This window comes from Aeromonas dhakensis (assembly GCF_002285935.1).
GTDB lineage: Bacteria > Pseudomonadota > Gammaproteobacteria > Enterobacterales > Aeromonadaceae > Aeromonas > Aeromonas dhakensis.
The window spans coordinates 3,418,671-3,436,319 of record NZ_CP023141.1; the positions used below are offsets into that span (position 1 = coordinate 3,418,671).

The 17,649-nt window shown below is 62.1% G+C and carries 15 protein-coding genes; 8 read left to right on the top strand and 7 right to left on the bottom strand.

All coding sequences use genetic code 11. The features are described 5' to 3' along the window. Nucleotides 1–226: 226 nt before the first annotated feature. Together CK627_RS15940 and CK627_RS15945 are read left to right on the top strand one after the other, a co-directional pair. Nucleotides 227–1,345 carry a glycerol dehydrogenase gene (locus CK627_RS15940; protein ID WP_095592839.1) on the top strand — a complete coding sequence of 373 codons (1,119 nt, stop codon included), beginning with the start codon at nucleotides 227–229 and terminating at the stop codon, nucleotides 1,343–1,345. Nucleotides 1,346–1,461: 116 nt separating this feature from the next. Further along, complete coding sequence (locus CK627_RS15945; RefSeq protein WP_095592840.1) at nucleotides 1,462–1,794, top strand: antibiotic biosynthesis monooxygenase family protein; 333 nt, start codon at nucleotides 1,462–1,464, stop codon at nucleotides 1,792–1,794. Nucleotides 1,795–1,967: 173 nt separating this feature from the next. Here CK627_RS15945 and pdxY read toward each other — a convergent pair whose 3' ends face one another. The 3 genes from pdxY to CK627_RS15960 form a co-directional block, all read right to left on the bottom strand. Continuing rightward, nucleotides 1,968–2,831: a pyridoxal kinase PdxY gene (pdxY, locus tag CK627_RS15950; RefSeq protein WP_005300437.1), complete on the bottom strand. Its 864-nt coding sequence runs from the start codon at nucleotides 2,829–2,831 to the stop codon at nucleotides 1,968–1,970. A gap of 419 nt (nucleotides 2,832–3,250) precedes the next feature. Then, nucleotides 3,251–4,006: a DUF429 domain-containing protein gene (locus CK627_RS15955; RefSeq protein WP_095592841.1), complete on the bottom strand. Its 756-nt coding sequence runs from the start codon at nucleotides 4,004–4,006 to the stop codon at nucleotides 3,251–3,253. A 78-nt stretch (nucleotides 4,007–4,084) separates the two neighbouring features. Then, a complete protein-coding gene (locus CK627_RS15960; protein WP_042006000.1) occupies nucleotides 4,085–4,648 on the bottom strand; it encodes a VC2662 family protein in 564 nt (187 codons plus the stop codon). A 315-nt stretch (nucleotides 4,649–4,963) separates the two neighbouring features. On the opposite strand from CK627_RS15960, the gene CK627_RS15965 reads away from it, so the two are divergent. The 4 genes from CK627_RS15965 to ybcJ all read left to right on the top strand — a co-directional run bounded on the left by CK627_RS15965 (nucleotide 4,964) and on the right by ybcJ (nucleotide 8,015). After that, entirely contained in the window at nucleotides 4,964–5,314 is a 351-nt protein-coding gene (locus CK627_RS15965) for a phasin family protein (protein ID WP_005300428.1), read from the top strand. 93 nt (nucleotides 5,315–5,407) lie between these two features. After that, a complete protein-coding gene (locus CK627_RS15970; RefSeq protein WP_095592842.1) occupies nucleotides 5,408–7,192 on the top strand; it encodes a class I poly(R)-hydroxyalkanoic acid synthase in 1,785 nt (594 codons plus the stop codon). Continuing rightward, nucleotides 7,189–7,593, top strand: coding sequence for a MaoC family dehydratase (locus CK627_RS15975; RefSeq protein WP_010634109.1), 405 nt, complete (start codon nucleotides 7,189–7,191; stop codon nucleotides 7,591–7,593). The genes CK627_RS15970 and CK627_RS15975 overlap by 4 nt, the downstream gene beginning before the upstream one ends. Nucleotides 7,594–7,781: 188 nt before the next feature. Then, entirely contained in the window at nucleotides 7,782–8,015 is a 234-nt protein-coding gene (gene ybcJ / locus CK627_RS15980; RefSeq protein ID WP_005300419.1) for a ribosome-associated protein YbcJ, read from the top strand. A 148-nt stretch (nucleotides 8,016–8,163) separates the two neighbouring features. Here ybcJ and CK627_RS15990 read toward each other — a convergent pair whose 3' ends face one another. The 4 genes from CK627_RS15990 to CK627_RS16010 form a co-directional block, all read right to left on the bottom strand. After that, the gene (locus CK627_RS15990; RefSeq protein ID WP_005300417.1) at nucleotides 8,164–8,637 is read right to left on the bottom strand and encodes a DUF4442 domain-containing protein; all 474 of its coding nucleotides are present in this window, start codon (nucleotides 8,635–8,637) and stop codon (nucleotides 8,164–8,166) included. A 146-nt stretch (nucleotides 8,638–8,783) separates the two neighbouring features. Beyond that, nucleotides 8,784–10,535: an ABC transporter transmembrane domain-containing protein gene (locus CK627_RS15995; RefSeq protein ID WP_095592843.1), complete on the bottom strand. Its 1,752-nt coding sequence runs from the start codon at nucleotides 10,533–10,535 to the stop codon at nucleotides 8,784–8,786. Between the two features lie 109 nt (nucleotides 10,536–10,644). Further along, nucleotides 10,645–12,381 (bottom strand): ABC transporter transmembrane domain-containing protein, encoded by a 1,737-nt coding sequence (locus CK627_RS16005; protein ID WP_095592845.1) that lies wholly within the window; start codon nucleotides 12,379–12,381, stop codon nucleotides 10,645–10,647. Nucleotides 12,382–12,520: 139 nt separating this feature from the next. Continuing rightward, nucleotides 12,521–15,322 carry a response regulator gene (locus CK627_RS16010; protein ID WP_010634113.1) on the bottom strand — a complete coding sequence of 934 codons (2,802 nt, stop codon included), beginning with the start codon at nucleotides 15,320–15,322 and terminating at the stop codon, nucleotides 12,521–12,523. Between the two features lie 155 nt (nucleotides 15,323–15,477). On the opposite strand from CK627_RS16010, the gene trxC reads away from it, so the two are divergent. Together trxC and CK627_RS16020 are read left to right on the top strand one after the other, a co-directional pair. Next, the gene (gene trxC / locus CK627_RS16015) at nucleotides 15,478–15,918 is read left to right on the top strand and encodes a thioredoxin TrxC (RefSeq protein ID WP_095592846.1); all 441 of its coding nucleotides are present in this window, start codon (nucleotides 15,478–15,480) and stop codon (nucleotides 15,916–15,918) included. Between the two features lie 154 nt (nucleotides 15,919–16,072). Then, nucleotides 16,073–17,461, top strand: a complete 1,389-nt coding sequence (locus tag CK627_RS16020) for an SLC13 family permease (RefSeq protein ID WP_005300397.1) — start codon at nucleotides 16,073–16,075, stop codon at nucleotides 17,459–17,461. The last annotated feature ends 188 nt before the right edge of the window (nucleotides 17,462–17,649 follow it).

Below are 17,649 nucleotides of genomic sequence, written 5' to 3' on the forward strand. Positions count from 1 at the left end.
ACCTCCACTGAACTGCCGCGCCCTCCCCATGGAGGGCGCGTTGTGTTGCCCAACACCTTGCCCTTCAAAAACAATCAAACAGGTCAGATGGATTAATTTTGTTCCAATTGCAGCCCCATTTGAGCGTCATTTCTCCTTCACCTCACGCCAGGCGAGGCGTATGGTGTGGCAGAAAGACCCGTTTGCATACCAACCGAGTACCGCTCACTGCCTTGAGGAATACTGCATGTCTATCCTGCCTCGTACCGTCACCTCCCCCAAAAAGTTCATCATCGGCCACGATCTGCTGCCCCAACTCCATGATCACGTAAAAGATTTCGGCGGCAATGCCCTGCTCGTCAGCGACGAGTTCATTCTGGAGCGGGTACGGGAAGAGGCGCTGGCCGGCCTGCTGCAGGCGGGCCTGAAAGGAGCGGTCGAGAAGTTCAACTACGAGTGCACCGACATCGAGATCCGCCGCCTGTGCGATCTTGCCGAACAGCAGGGGGCCAACGTCATCGTCGGCATCGGCGGCGGCAAGACCCTGGACGTCGCCAAGGCGGTGGCCTTCTATCTGTGCCGCCCGGTGGTGCTGTTTCCTACCATCGCCTCCACCGATGCCCCCTGCACCGCCCTCGCGGTGATCTACAACCCGGCCGGCGAGTTCGAGCGCTATCTGTTCCTGCCACAAAACCCGGACGTGGTGATCGCTGACACCGCCATCATAGCGGCGGCCCCCGCCCGCTTCTTCGCCGCCGGCGTGGGCGATGCACTCGCCACCTATTTCGAGGCCCGCGCCTGTTACCGGGCCGACGGTATCAATCTGGTGGGCAAGCGCCCCTCCCGCACCGGCCTCGGGCTGGCCCGGCTCTGCTACGAGCTGCTGGGGGAGAACATTGAGCTGGCGATGGACGCGGTGCGCCACCATGTCACCACCCCGGCGCTTGAGCAGACCATCGAGGCCACCATCTATCTGAGTGGCGTAGGCGCCGAGGCGGGCGGCCTGGCGGCGGCCCATGCGGTCAACAACGGCATGTCGGTGGTGCCAGATCTGCACCGGGCCCAGCATGGTGAGAAAGTGGTGTTCGGCCTGCTCACCCAGCTGGTGCTCGAACGCGCCCCCCAGGCCGAGCTCGACGAGGTGATGCGCATCATCCAGCTGGCCGGCCTGCCCATGACCCTGCAGGAGATGGGACTGAGCCAGTTTGTGGAGAGCGAGTGGCGCCAGGTTGCCAAGCTTGCCTGCGATCCCCTCGACACCATGGGCAACATGCCGATGAGCGTCAACGAACAGGATGTCTACCACGCCATGATCGCGGCCAATGCCATGGCCGAGCGCTACAGGGCCCGCCACCCACGCGCCTGATCGGCACTCAAGTAACGTCGTGATCAAACCGGCAAGGTCGGCCCCTGTGGCCGGCCTTGTCATTCCCCGTCCGACCTGCTGCAATGGCCCCTTTCCCCTTGGGACAAGGAGCCACCATGATATTGGAAGTCGCCCATCTGCAGGTCATCCCCGGTCAGGCTGCCGCCTTCGAGCTGGCATTTTCCCAGGCCCAACGGATCATCAGCACCATGCCGGGCTATGGCGGACACCAGCTCCAGCGCTCGCTGACTGATCCCCACCGCTATCTGCTGCTGGTCAACTGGCAGCGCCTCGAAGATCACACCCAGGGTTTTCGCGGCTCACCCCAGTACCAGCAGTGGAAGGCCCTGCTCCATCACTTCTACGATCCCTTTCCCACGGTCGAGCACTACCGGCAGGTCACGTTCGATGAGACAGAGTTGCGGGAACAGGCACACAGCCAGAGCTAAGGCGGATACCTGGTGCCAGGACCAAGATGACGGCTCAGGCGACATTACCTAGTCAAGTGTGCAACCAGATAAGCGGCGCAGAGGGGCTGTTAACTGAGAGATGAGGAAGGATGATCAGGGGGCCAAGCTGAGCGCGGATCATCCGCGCCCAGACTTAGCCAATGGTGGGAAGATCAGGCCAGCCGCTCGGCCCGCGCCTTGATCTCGGGGGTGGCAAAGGCCTCCTGAGCCGCGATCAATTGCAGCTCATAGGCGTCGACCTGCCAGGTGTGCAGCAGTACCGTATCCACCGCCGCATTGGTGCGCTCGAACGCGCTGACGGCATCGTAACCCGCCTGCAGATTGGCCAGCATCAGCGCGCTGATGAGATCCCCCACGCCCACCGGCTGGCGAGCAAACTCGTAGAGCGGACGAGCAATCAGATAATCCCCCTCGGGGGTAGCCAGCAGCATCTCGAAGCGGCCCGGCTCGCGGGCGGCGCGTCCAAGATGCTTGACCAGCACCATCTTCACCCCGCGCGCCAGCAACTGATGGGCGGCGGCCCGGGTCTGGGCCAGATCGGTCAGATGGACGTCGCACAGGGTCTCCAGCTCCAGCAGATTGGGGGCCATGACATCGGCCACCGGCAGCGCCTTCTCGGTCAAAAAGCGGGTCACCCCAGGGGCGACGATGCACCCTTTCTCCGGGTGGCCCATCACGGGATCGCAAAAATAGATGGCGGCAGGATTGGCGGCCTTGACCGCGGCCACCACCGTCAGGATCTCGTCCCCCTGCTCCGCCGAGCCGAGATAACCGCTCAGCACCGCATCGCAGTGTCCCAGCACCCCGATGTCCGAGAGCCCCATGCACAGGGCGCTGATATGCCCTGCAGGCATGGCCATTCCCTGCCAACCGGCCGCATATTGGGTATGGTTGGAGAACTGCACCGTGTTGATGGGCCATACCTCCATACCGAGACGGCGCATGGGGAATACGGCAGCGCTGTTGCCGGCACAGCCGAACACCACGTGGGACTGGATAGAGAGAATGCGTTTCATCGACATCACCGCAGAGAAGAGTCAGGGGAAAGGCGCAATATATCGGATGAAGATATTGAACTTCCACCCTTGATCAGCACAAACCCTTATTTGATCTGCTAAAGCCTCGAGGAGACACGCGTTGTCACCCACATCCCTCCCCCTCTTTACTGCCATGCTAAAGCCCGAGACAGCGGATGCCACCGGTGTGGTCTGAAATGATGATTAAACATTCTTGTTTGATGGCATATAAGCTTAATAAATCCGCTCTTTTTGTTGAACCGTGCGATGGCATGCGAACGGACAGATGGCCGGGTGCAGCCCAGGCCTCAGCAAGGCAGCAAGGCTCTGTGTTGGAAGGCGGCAACGGCATCGGCACAAGGGATGAGATCTCGGGCCGATCAAAGGCAGGATCGGGCTGGTCGGCCCGATCCGGTTTATCAGGGGCAAGCGAAGTGATAGACCCAACCCTCGTCCAAAGCCATCTCGGCGGGCGGCGGCACCAGAGCCGGCAACAGGGAGACGCTCCCCTTGGCGGCATATTGCAGCGCCATCAGGGCGCAGATGGCGGCATCGTAGCGATCGGTCCCCGCCGTCACATCGGCCGGCAGATGCGGCAGCAACTCGGCACGCACCGCCGATGCCTTGCCCCCCACCTTGGCAAGCGCGGGATAGACCTCCAGCACGGCGCGATCGGCCTGTGGTTGCTGCTTGGGCACCAGCTGCAAATCGGCCAATCGGGGCAGCATGGCGAGCGCCAGGGTCGCGTTGTTGCCGAGCCTGTCGAAGGTGGCCGAGAGCGGCTTCTTGCCATATTGCCGGTGCAGCCAGCGCTCGCAGTCCCGGTAGGCATAAGGGTTGTCTATTTCGCGCTGGGGCACGGCGCACTCGGTCGCCCTCCCCGCCAGCAGCTCGCCCAAGGCGCGAGGAAACGCCAGCGGCGCGTCTATCCCCAGCGCCAGCTGCGGACAAGCCAGCACCTGCAGCAGGTGGATCTCATCGTGCAGCGCCGGGCGCAACAAGGCATCCAGATCCGGCGCAACCCTCGAGCTCAGCCGAAACAGGGGCGATACGCCAAACCAGTGCAGCCGCTGCTCACGCGCCTGCCACCCCACCACGGCCACGGCCTGGGCACTGCCCTGCCAGCCTCTTACGTCCCAGCCGATGCCGATGGCATCCATGTGTTCCATTGTCATGCCAGTGTCACCTCTGCACGCTATCAATGCTGCACAGGGTAATGGCTGGCGCCTCTAAAGCAAGGCTGGCGGCGCGGCTTAGAAGGATTTCTTGAAATTGATCAGCGGCAAGATGGGGAAAACCCCGTTCTCGGCGTAGTTGGCGAGGCCGATCTGCAGGCCGTCCAGATGCTTGGTGGCGTTGATGAAGCCCAGCTGGAAAGTGGTGCGCTCGGCATAGTTGACGAAGCCGACGTTGGCCAGGGCATTGCCCTTGGCGATGTTGACGGCCCCCCAATTGAGACCCTGTACATTGTTGGTCAGGTTGACGAAGCCAAGGTTGACCCCCTTGTCCTGACCCTCGTGCCAGTTGAGTGCGTTGATCGCCACCCCGCCAAACTGGTGGCGTACCCGGCCGGCACCGAAAAAGACGCCAAGCTGCAGACCGGTGAATTGATCCACGTCGGAGAGGGCGAAAACCGGCAGATCGACTCCCTTAACCTGACCGGTGCGACCATAGAGAACAGAGGCTCTGGCCCCCTCGACCTGGTGAGACGCAGGCAGATTGACGCCGGGCAGGGAGAGCTGGACAGGGGTACTAGCGTGGGCGACGCCGCCAAGGGCCGCAGCCCCCAGGGCAAGCAACAGGCGGGCAGGTTTCATCGGTGCATTCCTCGAGGCTCAGGGAGTGCATCAGCCTACCAGCCCTGTGGCCCGGTAACGAGGTCGAAGCGAACTGGCTGCGTCACCCCTCGTCTGAATCCGGCCAATCAAACTGGACAGACCAGAGTCAACATTTCGCCAAAAATTAACATTTATATTATTTACATCAAGCCTCATTTGATAACACAATGCTTAAACGTACGTTTGAACAGAGCAAGCGATACGCAACGACTTGAGGATGTAGTCGCACAGTTGTAACCCAACCCGGGCCATAGGCCCTTTTGCAATACCTTCTGCCAACCACGGAGACGCGCGATGAATATGGACGTAATCAAGACCTTTACCGAGCAGATGCAAGGCTTTGCCGCCCCCCTCACCCGTTACAACCAGCTGCTGGCCAGCAACATCGAACAGTTGACCCGGCTGCAGCTGGCCTCCGCCAACGCCTATGCCGAGCTGGGGCTGAATCAGCTGCAGGCCGCCGGCAAGGTGCAGGATGCCCAGAGCCTGGCTGCCCTCGGCACCGTCCAGCTGGAGACCGCCAGCCAGCTCTCCCGCCAGATGCTGGACGACATCCAGAAGCTCAACGCCCTCGGCCAGCAGTTCAAGGACGATCTGGACGCCCTGACTGCCGACGGCATCAAAAAGAGCACGGGCAAGGCCTGATATCCCCCTGGCTGCCCGTTGCGGGCAGCCACATCTCCCCATGCTCCGTCACGACAGGCTCGCCCTGCGCCGGGGATGGGTGAAGGAGAGAACATGAGCCAATCATCTTACGGCCCGCTGTTCGAGGCCCTGGCCCACTACAACGACAAGCTGCTGGACATGGCCAAGGCGCAGACCGAGCGTACCGCCCAGGCCCTGCTGCAGACCAATCTCGACGATCTCGGCCAGGTGCTGGAACAGGGCAGCCAGCAGCCCTGGCAACTGATCAATGCCCAGATGAACTGGTGGCAGGATCAGCTCAAACTAATGCAACACACCCTGCTCAAGAGCGCAGGCCAGCAGAGCGAGCCGGTCATCGCCCCGGAGCGCAGCGATCGCCGCTTCAAGGCCGACGCCTGGAGCGAGCAGCCCATTTATGACTACCTCAAGCAATCCTATCTGCTGACCGCCAGACACCTACTGGACTCGGTGGATGCCCTCGAAGGGGTGCCCCAGAAGAGCCGGGAGCGGCTGCGTTTCTTTACCCGCCAGTACATCAACGCCATGGCACCCAGCAACTTTCTGGCTACCAATCCGGAGCTGCTCAAGCTCACCCTGGAGTCAGACGGCCAGAATCTGGTGCGCGGGCTGACCCTGCTGGCCGAAGATCTCGAGCGCAGCGCCGATCACCTCAACATCCGCCTGACCGACGAATCCGCCTTCGAGCTGGGTCGTGATCTCGCACTGACCCCGGGCCGGGTGGTGCAACGCACCGAGCTGTATGAGCTCATCCAGTACAGCCCGACCACGGAGACGGTGGCCAGAACGCCGGTGCTGATCGTGCCGCCCTTCATCAACAAGTACTACATCATGGACATGCGGCCCCAGAACTCCCTGGTGGCCTGGCTGGTTGCCCAGGGCCAGACGGTGTTCATGATCTCCTGGCGCAACCCGGGGCCGGCCCAGGCCGACATCGATCTCGACGACTACGTGGTGGACGGCGTCATCGCCGCGCTGGATGGCGTGGAAGCGGCCACCGGCGAGCGGGAAGTGCACGGCATCGGTTACTGTATCGGCGGTACCGCATTGTCACTCGCCATGGGCTGGCTGGCCGCCCGGCGCCAGAAGCAGCGGGTTCGCTCCGCCACCCTGTTCACCACTTTGCTCGACTTCTCCCAGCCGGGAGAGCTTGGCATCTTCATCCACGAGCCCATCATTGCGGCGCTGGAGGCCCAGAACGAGGCCAAAGGCATCATGGACGGGCGCCAGCTGGCGGTCTCCTTCAGCCTGCTGCGGGAGAACAGCCTCTACTGGAATTACTACATCGACAGCTATCTCAAGGGGCAGAGCCCGGTGGCGTTCGATCTGCTGCACTGGAACAGCGACAGCACCAACGTGGCGGGCAAGACCCACAACAGCCTGCTGCGCCGGCTCTATCTGGAAAACCAGCTGGTGAAGGGGGAACTCAAGATCCGCCACACCCGCATCGATCTCGCCAAGGTGAAGACCCCGGTGCTGCTGGTGTCGGCCATGGACGATCACATCGCCCTCTGGCAGGGCACCTGGCAGGGCATGAAGCTGTTCGGTGGCGAGCAGCGCTTCATCCTGGCCGAATCGGGCCACATCGCCGGCATCATCAATCCGCCGGATGCCAACAAGTACGGCTTCTGGCAGAACGACACCGAAGCCGCCAGCCCCGAGGCGTGGCTCGCCGGCGCGACCCACACCCCGGGTTCCTGGTGGCCGCAGATGGCAGCCTTCATCCAGAGCCGGGAAGAGGATCCCGCCCCCATCCCCGCCCGCATCCCGAGCGAAGGGCTGGAGGCGGCCCCCGGTGGCTACGTCAAGGTACGGCTCAACCCGGTCTTTGTGCCGACACCCGAGGAGGAGCCCGCATGAGCACACTCCCCTTCGAAGTGGGCCAGCAGGCCAGTCTGACCAAGCGGTTCGGGGCGGCAGAGGTCGCGGCCTTTGCCGGGCTGTCGGAGGATTTCAATCCGCTGCACCTGGATCCCGCCTTCGCCGCCACCACGCCGTTCGAGCGCCCCATCGTGCACGGCATGCTGCTGGCCAGCCTCTTCTCGGGGCTGCTGGGTCAGCAACTGCCGGGCAAGGGCACCGTCTATCTCGGTCAGAGCCTCGCCTTCAAGCAGCCGGTGTTTGTGGGGGATGAGGTGACGGCAGAGGTGGAGATCATCGCCCTGCGCAGCGACAAGCCCATCATCACCCTGGCCACCCGCATCCTGACTGCAACCGGCGCCATCGCCGTCAGCGGGGAAGCCGTGGTGAAGTTTGGCTAAAAGCGGTTTGCCCCATGATCTCAGTCAGCCCGGCCAGTGCCGGGCTGACTGCTATGGCGCGTTCCCCCAAAATGCTTTTGCAAGCCACTATTGCCCGCAGACAGCGCCCTTGCCCTTTCCTTGACGGCCCGAACTGCCTAGAATAATCGCCCTGCTGTTTCAGCCATTTATCCACGAGAGGATTTTCCATGGAGACGTTTCTGCTCGAAGGGCACCCCTTTATTGCCCTGTGTGACCTTATCAAACATCAGGGGTGGGCTGATTGTGGCGGCGCAGCCAAGGCGCTGATCGCCGACGGCCTGGTCGAGGTCAACGGTCAGGTGGAGACCCGCAAGCGCTGCAAGATAGTGGCCGGCCAGGTAGTCAACTTCAACGGCATGAAGGTCGTGGTGAAAGAGGGCGTCAGCCCGGAGATCCTCTGACCCGCCGCTCTGCCACCCAAGCGCTACCTGGCACAGTGGCCGAGCAGTGGTCAACTTCAACGGCATGAAGATGGTCGTGAAAGAGGGCGTCAGCCCCGAGAGCCTCTGAACCTTGCTTGAATAAGGGCGCCGACGCGCCCTTTGGCATTTAGCTGGCCTTGATGGAGAGGGTCAGCACGAAGCGCGCCATCGCCTCATCTCCGTTCAGTGACGGACAAGTGGCCACCACCTGGATGGGGCGGTTGATGCGTTGACCGCTGGCCAGCGACTCGTCGATCATGGCGTCGATCTCCTCCCCGGCCGCGCAGTCAAACTGCACATCCCCCTCGGGCCGCTTCAGAAACTCCCCCTGCACATCCTTGAAGGCGAAGTGCACCTTCTTGCGCCGCTGCCGTCCCTTCTCCATCACCAGCAGACCGCCCACCAGATCGGCGCCGGTGGCCAGCGCACCGAAATACATGCTGCCCAGGTGGTTGCGGGTGCGCCAGCCGAGCGGAATGCGGATGCGCAGCGCCTTGGCGCTCATCTCTTCGATGACGGGGGCACAAAAACCGATGACGGGAATGTAGCGCCAGGCAAAGAGCCGCAGCGCCAGGTTGGCCTTCAAACGTTGCAAATCCATATGCGAACTGATCCGATGAGTTGATGTAAACAACATGTTGCCAGCATGGCTGGCGTTCGACAAGGACGCGGATCACGCTGCCGCCATTTCTTCAGCCCAAAAAAAGAGGGAACCGCAACGGTTCCCTCTGCTCGTTCCTGTGGCTGTCAGGCCCGCTTCTCCTCGAGCCAGGCTCCCTGGCTCTGCATCTCGAACAGCTGGGCATAGTGGCCGCCCAACGCCATCAGCTCGCCATGGATGCCTCGCTCGTTCACCTGACCGCGGGAGAGCAGCAGGATCTCGTCTGCATCGACGATGGTCGAGAGGCGGTGGGCGATGGCGATGGTAGTGCGGCCACGGCGCGCCGCCGCCAGCGCCGAAGAGAGGGCCAGTTCGGTCTGGGAGTCCACGCTGGCGGTCGCCTCGTCCAGAATGAGGATGCGCGGATCTCCCACCAGGGCGCGGGCAAAGGAGAGCAGCTGGCGCTGGCCGGCGGAGAGGTTCTTGCCCCCCTCCTCCATCAGGGTGTTCAAGCCCTCCGGCAGGCTCAGCACGAACTCGGCCAGCTGCACCTCGGTCAGCGCCTGCCAGAGCTGCGCATCAAGGATGCCGTCGCGGCCAAGCCGCAGGTTTTCGGCCAGGGTGCCGACGAAGATGAAGGGATCCTGCTGTACCAGGCCGATGCTGCGGCGCACCGCCGAGAGCGACAGACTCGCCATCGGGTGATCATCGAAGCGGATGGTGCCCTGATCCAGCGGGTAGAAGCCCATCAGCAGGCTGATGATGGTGGACTTGCCGCTGCCGGTGTGGCCCACCAGCGCCAGCATCTGGCCGGGACGGGCAGCAAAGCTTACGTCGCGCAGCACCTGCTGCTCGCCATCGTAGGAGAAGCTCACCCGCTCGAAGCTCACCTGCCCCTTGAGCGGGCGCATCTCGCCCGCGGTGCTCTCGCGCGCTTCATCGAGCAGGGCAAAGACCCGCTCCCCGGCCACCATGGCTTGCTGCAACTGGTTGAGCTGGTTGGTCATCTCGATGAGCGGCTCGATCATCCGCCCCAGATAGCTGATGAAGGCGTAGAGCACCCCCACCTGGATGGCACCCTCCGCACTCAGTCCCTCGCGGGCAAACAGTGCCAACAGGCCGATCAGCACCATCATGTAGAAGAGATCGATGAGCGGGCGCAGCAAAATGCCGTTGATCTTGAGGCTCTTGAGGCGCGCGGCCCAGTGCTGCTGGTTCACCTCGGCAAAGGCGTTGGCGAAATGGCGCTCCTGCACCATGGCCTGAATGACCGGCATCCCCTGCAGCGACTCGTTGAGGCGGCTGTTGATGTCGGAGAGCAGGCTGCGGGTCGCCCGTACCACGGGCACGCTCAAGCGTTGATAGAGCCACATCACCCCGCCCACCGCCGGCAGCAGGCAGGCACACACCAGCATCAGCCGCAGATCCAGCAGCGCCATGGAGATGAGGATGCCGCACAGCAGCACCACCTTCTGTACCAAGAGCCCTATCACCTGCACATAGAGGTTCATGATCGCCTCGGTGTCGTTGGTGATGCGGGAGATGAGCGAGCCGGAGCGGTGCTGGTCAAAGTAGCGGGCCGGCAACCGGATGGCGGTGGCAAATACCTGCTCGCGCAGGCGCTGCACCACCGCCTGGGCGATGCGGTTGAAGCGCAGGGACTGCAGGTAGAAACCGGCCGCAGACAATACCTGCAGACCGAGATAACCGGCGGCAATGGCCGCGATGGCGGGCCACACCAGCTGGCGCGGCGCCAGATAGTCGTCGATGAACAGCTTGATGAGCAGGGGGCCGGCCACTTCGGCGCCGGTGGCCAGCAGCAGGCAGATCCCGGCCTGAATGAGCCAGCGCGGGTAACGGGCACAGTACCCGAGCAGTCGTTTGATGGTCGGGTTCACAGGCGCTCCTCCACGTATTGTTTCAGCAGCTGATGACGAGGCACCAGGCTGGCATACCAGCACTCAGGCTCAGCGCCACACCGAGTGAAGACGCACTTGATGAGTGGACTCACAGGCTCTCCTCCACGTCTTGCTCGAGACGTTGATAACGGACCATGTCCGCATACCAGCCGTTGTGGGCCATCAGGGCGCCGTGGCGACCCCGCTCACTGACATGGCCCTGCTCCAGCACCAGGATCTCGTCGGCCTGTTCCACCGCCGTCATCCGGTGGCTGACCAGGATCAGGGTCCGTTTGTGGGCCTTGAGGGCGTGCAGGATCTGCTGCTCGGTGTGGGCATCCACCGCCGAGAGGGCATCGTCCAGCACCAGGATGGGAGCCTCCAGCAGCAGGGCGCGGGCGATGGCGAGCCGCTGTTTCTGGCCGCCGGAGAGGGTCACCCCCTTCTCCCCCACTTCGGTCTCATAACCCTTGGGAAAGCGGCTGATGTCATCGTGCACGCAGGCGATGCGCGCCACCCGCTCAATCTCCTCCCGGCTGGCATCGGGGCGGCCGAGGGCGATGTTGGCGGCGATGGTGGTGGAGAAGAGGAACGGCTCCTGCGGCACATAGGCAAACTGGCTGCGCAGCTCACCCAGCGCCAGTTGTGAGATGGGTACCTCCCCCATGCAGATCTCCCCCGCGGTGGGGTTGGCCAGCCGCATCAGCAACTTGAGCAGGGAACTCTTGCCCGCCCCGGTGCGCCCGACGATCCCCAGCATGCCGCCGGCTTGCAGGGTGAACTCCACATTGCGCAGCAGGGTGCGCTGCTCGAGCTGGTAGCTGAGCGCCACGGCGCGCAGCGGAAAGGCCGAGGCCAGCGCCACCGGGTGAACCGGCTCTTCGATGTCGCTGCGCTCGGCCAGCAGGCTCTCGATCCGCGAATAGGCGGCGCTGCCGCGCTCGATGATGTTGAACAGCCAGGCGATGGCAAACATGGGCCAGATCAGCTGACCGAGGTACATGGTGAAGCTGGTGAGCTCCCCCAGGGTCAGCTCGTCACGCAGCACCAGGGCGCTGCCGCCGGCCACTGCGAGGAAGTAGGAGCAGCCGATGCACAGGTAAATCACGGGGTCGAACTTGGCATCGATACGGGCCACCGCCATGTTGCAGGCGCCCGCCTCCCGGGTCAGTTCGGCAAAACCGCGATCTTCAAGCGACTCCACCGCGTAGGACTTGAGCACCCGCACGCCGGAGAGCGCCTCCTGGGTCTTGTTGTTGAGCCGGGAAAAGGCCCCCTGCGCCGCCTTGAACTCCTTGTAGATCTGGGTGCCGAAGCGGTTCATGAAGAACGCCATCACCGGCAGCGGCAACAGGGAGAGCAAGGTCAGCTGCCAGGAGTACTGGCTGCACATGATGGAGAGCACCAGGATCCCGACGATCATGGAGTCCACCAGGGTCAACACCCCTTCCCCGGCGGTCATCTCCACCGCCTGGATGTCGTTGGTGGCGTGGGCCATCAGATCGCCGGTGCGGTGGCGCTGATAAAAGTCCGGGCTCATGCGGGTGAAGTGGCCAAAGAGCCGGTTGCGCAGCACATAGGCCAACCGGTAAGAGGCACCAAACAGCATGACCCGCCACACGTAGCGCAGTAGATAGATGAGCAGACCCAGGCCGAACAAGCCGGCCAGATAACCGGTCAGGGTGGCGCTGTCCAGCGACCCTTTGGCGATGCCATCCACCACCCAGCCCACCACCTTGGGCGGGATCACGGTCAACAGGGCCACCATCATCAACAGCGAGATGGCGACCAGGTAACGCTGCCACTGCTCTTTGAAGAACCAGCCCAGCCTTGCAAATACGCTCACGTAGATATCCTTTGTCGCGGCAGGCCGAGGCTGCCGCCCGTCATGGAAAGCCCAATGCAATCGCCCCCGGCTGGGGGCGATACGAGGAGGTCATGATAGCCTGAAGCAGAAGGCTTGAGAATTATTGCTATTTCACTTGTTACAACAAACGATCATCGCGCTGTTCAAAGGCACCATACGATGCTTCATGCTGCTCTCCGGTCAGCAGGAAGTGAGACACCTCCTCCCGGGTCAGACTGAAGACCTGCTGCAACTGCTCCAGATCCTGCTCGGTGAGCTCTTCCTGCTGGCGCAGTCGCCACTCCAGCTCGCCGGCGAGGATCTGCAGGCGGGAGGCGGAGATGTTGGCGGAAACCCCCTTGAGGGTATGCAGCAACCGGCAGGCGATGTCGGGCTGCTGGCGACGCAGGGCGGAGCGGATCTCCCACAGGTCGTCCTTGTGCTCCGACATGAACAGCTTGAACAGGATCTGCAGCGCCTCCTTGTCCTGCTCCAGCCGTCTGAGGGCATCCTCCAGATCCAGTACCCCCATCAGGTCGGGCGGCTTCACCTCCAGCGGCACCAACCGCTCGCCGCTGGCACTCTTCACCCACTGCAACAGGTTGTTGTAGAGATCGAGCTTGCTGACCGGCTTGGTGACATAGCCGTTCATCCCCACGCCGAGACAGCGTTCCCTGTCTCCCGGCATGGCGCTGGCCGTCAAGGCGATGATGGGCACATCGTGCTTGTCCACCATCTTGCGGATTTGACGGGTGGCATCCAGCCCGTCCAGCACCGGCATCTGCAAGTCCATCAGGATCACGTCGAACGGCTGCTCGGCCACCCGCTCGACCGCCTCCCGGCCGTTGCCCACCACGGTCACCAGGGCATCGACCCGGCGCAGATACTCGATGATGAGCTGCTGGTTGACCCTATTGTCCTCCGCCAGCAACACCCGGATACCTTGCAGCAGCTCACGAAAATGCTGCTGATCGCCCTGCACTTCGGCCTGACGGAACTGCTGATCGTGTGAACTGCCGTTGAGCAGCTCGTCCACCTTGGCCAGCAGGGCATTTTCGGTCATCGGCTTGGGCAGAAAATGGGTCAGCCCCATGCTCTCCATCCGCCCGTGCAGTCCCTCCTTGGCCCAGGCACTGGTCATCAGGATGGGCAGCCGGCGCCACTGGCTGTGCTGATACATCTCGAGCGCCAGATCCAGCCCATCCTCCTGCCCCATGCGCCAGTCGAGAATGGCCAGCCGGACGTTCTGCCCCTCTTCCCGCAGCACCTGACGCGCCCGCGAGAGGCTGTTGACCGCCATCACCCTGGCCCCTGCCCGGCCCAGGATATCCTTGGCCAGGTCAAGCACCAGCTCGTTGTCATCCATCACCAGCACCAGCGGCTGGTTTTCGAAGAAGACCCGCCGCCCGGAGACGCCATACACCGCCTTGGTCATGGGGATCTCGAACTGAAACACCGAGCCCGCACCCGGCTTGCTCTGCACCGTGATCCGTCCTCCCATCAGCTCCACCAGCCGCTGGGAGATGTTGAGGCCAAGCCCGGAGCCGCCATATTTGCGGGTGTTGCCCGCCTCCAGCTGGGTGAAGGGCTGGAACAGCTGGGCCTGTTTCTCCTCGGCAATGCCGATGCCGGTGTCGCGCACGCTGAAACGCACCTGCATGGGATGGGGGTTGACCAGGGTGATGGACACCTCCACCTCGCCCCGCTCGGTGAACTTGATGGCGTTGTTGACCAGATTGACCAGCACCTGACCGAGGCGCAGCGGATCGCCGCGCAGAAAGTCGGGCACCGCCGGCGACTTGTTGATGATGACCTCGACATGCTTGCGTTCGGCCAGATCGGCGAACATACCCGCCAGCGAGTCGATCTGCTCGCTGAGATCGAAGTCGATCTCCTCCAGCGTCAACTTGCCGGACTCCACCTTGGTCAGGTCCAGGATGTCGTTGATGAGCAGCAGCAAGGTATCCGATGAGGATTTGATCTTGCTGAGATAATCGCGCTGCTGTTGATCCAGCTCGGTCTGCAGCGCCAGCGAGCTGAAGCCGATGATGGCGTTCATGGGGGTGCGGATCTCGTGGCTCATGTTGGCCAGAAAGTCGCTCTTGGCCTGGGCCAGCAAACCGGTCTGACGCGACAACTCGCTCAGCTTCTGGTTGCGCCGCCACAGGGTCACCGCCACCAGTCCGAAGCAGAGCATGGCCCCCCCCAGCACCATCAGGTAGAAGCGACTCTTGAGAGAGGAGGCCTGCTCCATCTTGCTCTGTTTCCAGCGCGACAGCCCCTCCAGCTCGTGCATGTCGATGACCTGGTTGCGCAGCACGTGATATGCCACGACCTGATGACTGACATCCTCACTCAGCTGGGCCAACCCGACTACCTCGGGATAAGCGGGATAGGCTGTCTTGAGACGGCGCTGCAGGGCCTGCAACTGCTGTTGCTCGCCTTTGTCCCAGCTGCGTTTGAGGTAATTGCTGAGCTGGGCCAGCTCGGTCAGATCGATGGCCAGCGGCGCGTCCGCCGGCAGGGTCGCCAGCAAGCCGTTCAGCTGCTTTTGAAAGGGCTGTTCTATGTACTCGATCGCCATCTCCATGGAGTAGAGCTTGGCGAGATCAAGCAGATAGCTGTCGATATCGTGCAACAGCGATTGAGAGTGAGGATTGTCGGCCGAGTCGGGGTCGTTGCGCACCTGGCGTACGAAACTGTCGAGGTTGCTCGACAGCTGATTGAGACGCTGCTGTACATTGCCGTCGTTGGCCTTCTCGCGCCCCAGCAGATAGACGGTATCGGTATTGACCCGGTTGAGGATCAACTCCGCCGCCACGCTGAGCTCCGAGGCTTTCTGTTGCTGGCTGAGCAGTTGCCAGCAATAGCCGGAAAACGCCAGCAGCGATACGATGATCAGGCTAAGTACAACACGATTGACCCGTGTCACATTATTCATCCCGTCTCGATTCTCATGTCATGGCCATGCATCCACCGACATCACGTCGCTACGGGATCACTGGCTGTGAAAGATAATTGACTGCTATGTTACCGTTACTCTGCCCTGACAGTGCAATAAAGATGTTGCAGGGCTTATGCATACAGGAATCAATTATGTCATTTATCACTACCTATTGTAGCCATTGCTTCACCAGGAACCGCCTGCCCGAGGAGAAGCTGGATTCAAACGCGAAGTGTGGTCGCTGCAAGAGCGGACTGTTCGCCACCACCCCGGTCACCGGCCAGGAGCAGCAATTCGATACCCTGATCCAGTCCGACATCCCGGTCGTGGTCGACTTCTGGGCCAGCTGGTGTGGACCATGCCTTCAATTTTCACCTGTTTTTCAACAAGTTGCCAGTGAGCTTGAGCCAAAAATCCGCTTCGTCAAGGTCGATACCGAGCAACAGGCCGCCATTGCGGCCCGCTACGCCATTCGCAGTATTCCCACCCTGATGGTATTCAAGCAGGGCAAGATGCTGGCTCAGCGCAGCGGCTCCCTGCCCCCCAGTCTGTTCAAGGAGTGGCTTGCCTCCTTCCTGAACAGCCACAAATGATACCAATTTGTTTAATTTGTGTTTTATTTATGTTTTAACTTGTCTTGACTCTGTGAGTCTCGGCATGCTTTGACCAGATCCCCCTGTTTCAAACGGGGGGATGAATGTAATCTCGGCAACACAACAACAACCATAAATTAACCGAGAGAACGATATGCACACATCTGCAGTACCCTCTACTACCCCATCACGCTGGCTGGACGTCAAATCCGGGATCGTCATCCTGGATGTCCTGCTGCTCTGTGCCATGCTCGCCTGGCTGCCGTTTGACCCCAACGTCAACAAGGGGCTGGGGATACTGGTCTTCATCGCCATTCTCTGGCTGACCGAAGCAGTCAACATCACCATCACGGCCCTCTCCATCCCGGTACTCGCCACCCTGCTCGGGGTGTTTGACATGAGCAAGTCCCTGACGGATTTCGCCAACCCGGTGCTGTTTCTCTTCTTCGGCGGCTTCGCACTGGCTGCAGCCCTCTCCAAACAAGGGCTGGATACCCAGATCGCCGCCAAGGTGATGCAGCTTGCCAAGGGTCACCTTGGCTGGGCCGCCATCGTGCTCTTCACCATCACGGCCGCCCTCTCCATGTGGATCAGCAACACCGCCACCGCCGCCATGATGATGCCGCTGGCCCTCGGCATGCTCAAAGGCATCGACGCCCACAAGGAGCGTCGCACCCTGGTCTTCGTCCTGCTGGGGGTCGCCTACAGCGCCAGCATCGGCGGCATCGGCACCCTGGTGGGCAGCCCGCCCAACGCCATCGCGGCCGCCCAGATGGGGCTGGGTTTCACCGACTGGATGAAGTTCGGCATCCCTGTGGTGCTCATCTTCATGCCGGTGGGCATCGGCCTGCTGTATCTGGTGACGCGCCCCGACCTCTCCCATCAGGTCAGCACCGAGAAGGTGACCATCCAGTGGACCGGTCAACGCAAGATCACCCTGCTCATCTTCCTGACCACGGTGCTGCTGTGGATCGGCTCCCAACCCATCGCCAAGGCAATGGGGGGCATTCCCCAGTTCGATACCCTGATCGCCATGGGCGCCATTGTTGCCATTGCCATCAGCCGGGTGGCCAGCTGGGATGACATCAACCAGAACACCGACTGGGGCGTGCTGATGCTGTTCGGCGGTGGCCTCACCTTAAGCGCCATCCTGAAGCAGACCGGCGCCAACGCCTTCCTGGCGGAACACCTCTCCAACGGTCTGGCCACCATGCCGATCTTCATCATCCTGCTCTGCCTGGCCGCGTTCGTGGTGTTCCTGACCGAACTGGTCTCCAACACCGCCACCGCCGCCCTGCTGGTGCCGCTGTTTGCCGGGGTCGCCGAGGCGCTGGGGGTCTCCCCCATCGTTGTCTCCGTGCTGATCGCCGTCGGCGCCTCCTGCGCCTTCATGCTGCCGGTGGCCACCCCGCCCAACGCCATCGTGTTCGCCAGCGGTTACATCAAACAACGTGAGATGATGCGAGCCGGCCTGGTGCTGAACCTGGTCTTCACCGTCATTCTGACCATGCTCGCCTACTTCATGGGCGACATACTGCACTGACAAACCAGATACCAAGGCCCCTGACGGGGCCTTTTTTTATTGCCTCTCTCACCTGCCGACACTCGAGTGCGCACCTTTTTCTCCCGTCCTCAGCCCCCTCATTCGACGTCACACGTCCTCGAACACCAGAACCGCACGCAGAGGTGGCAATGGGCAGGCCGTTGGGTGTTGGGCTGTTTGCTTTTGTC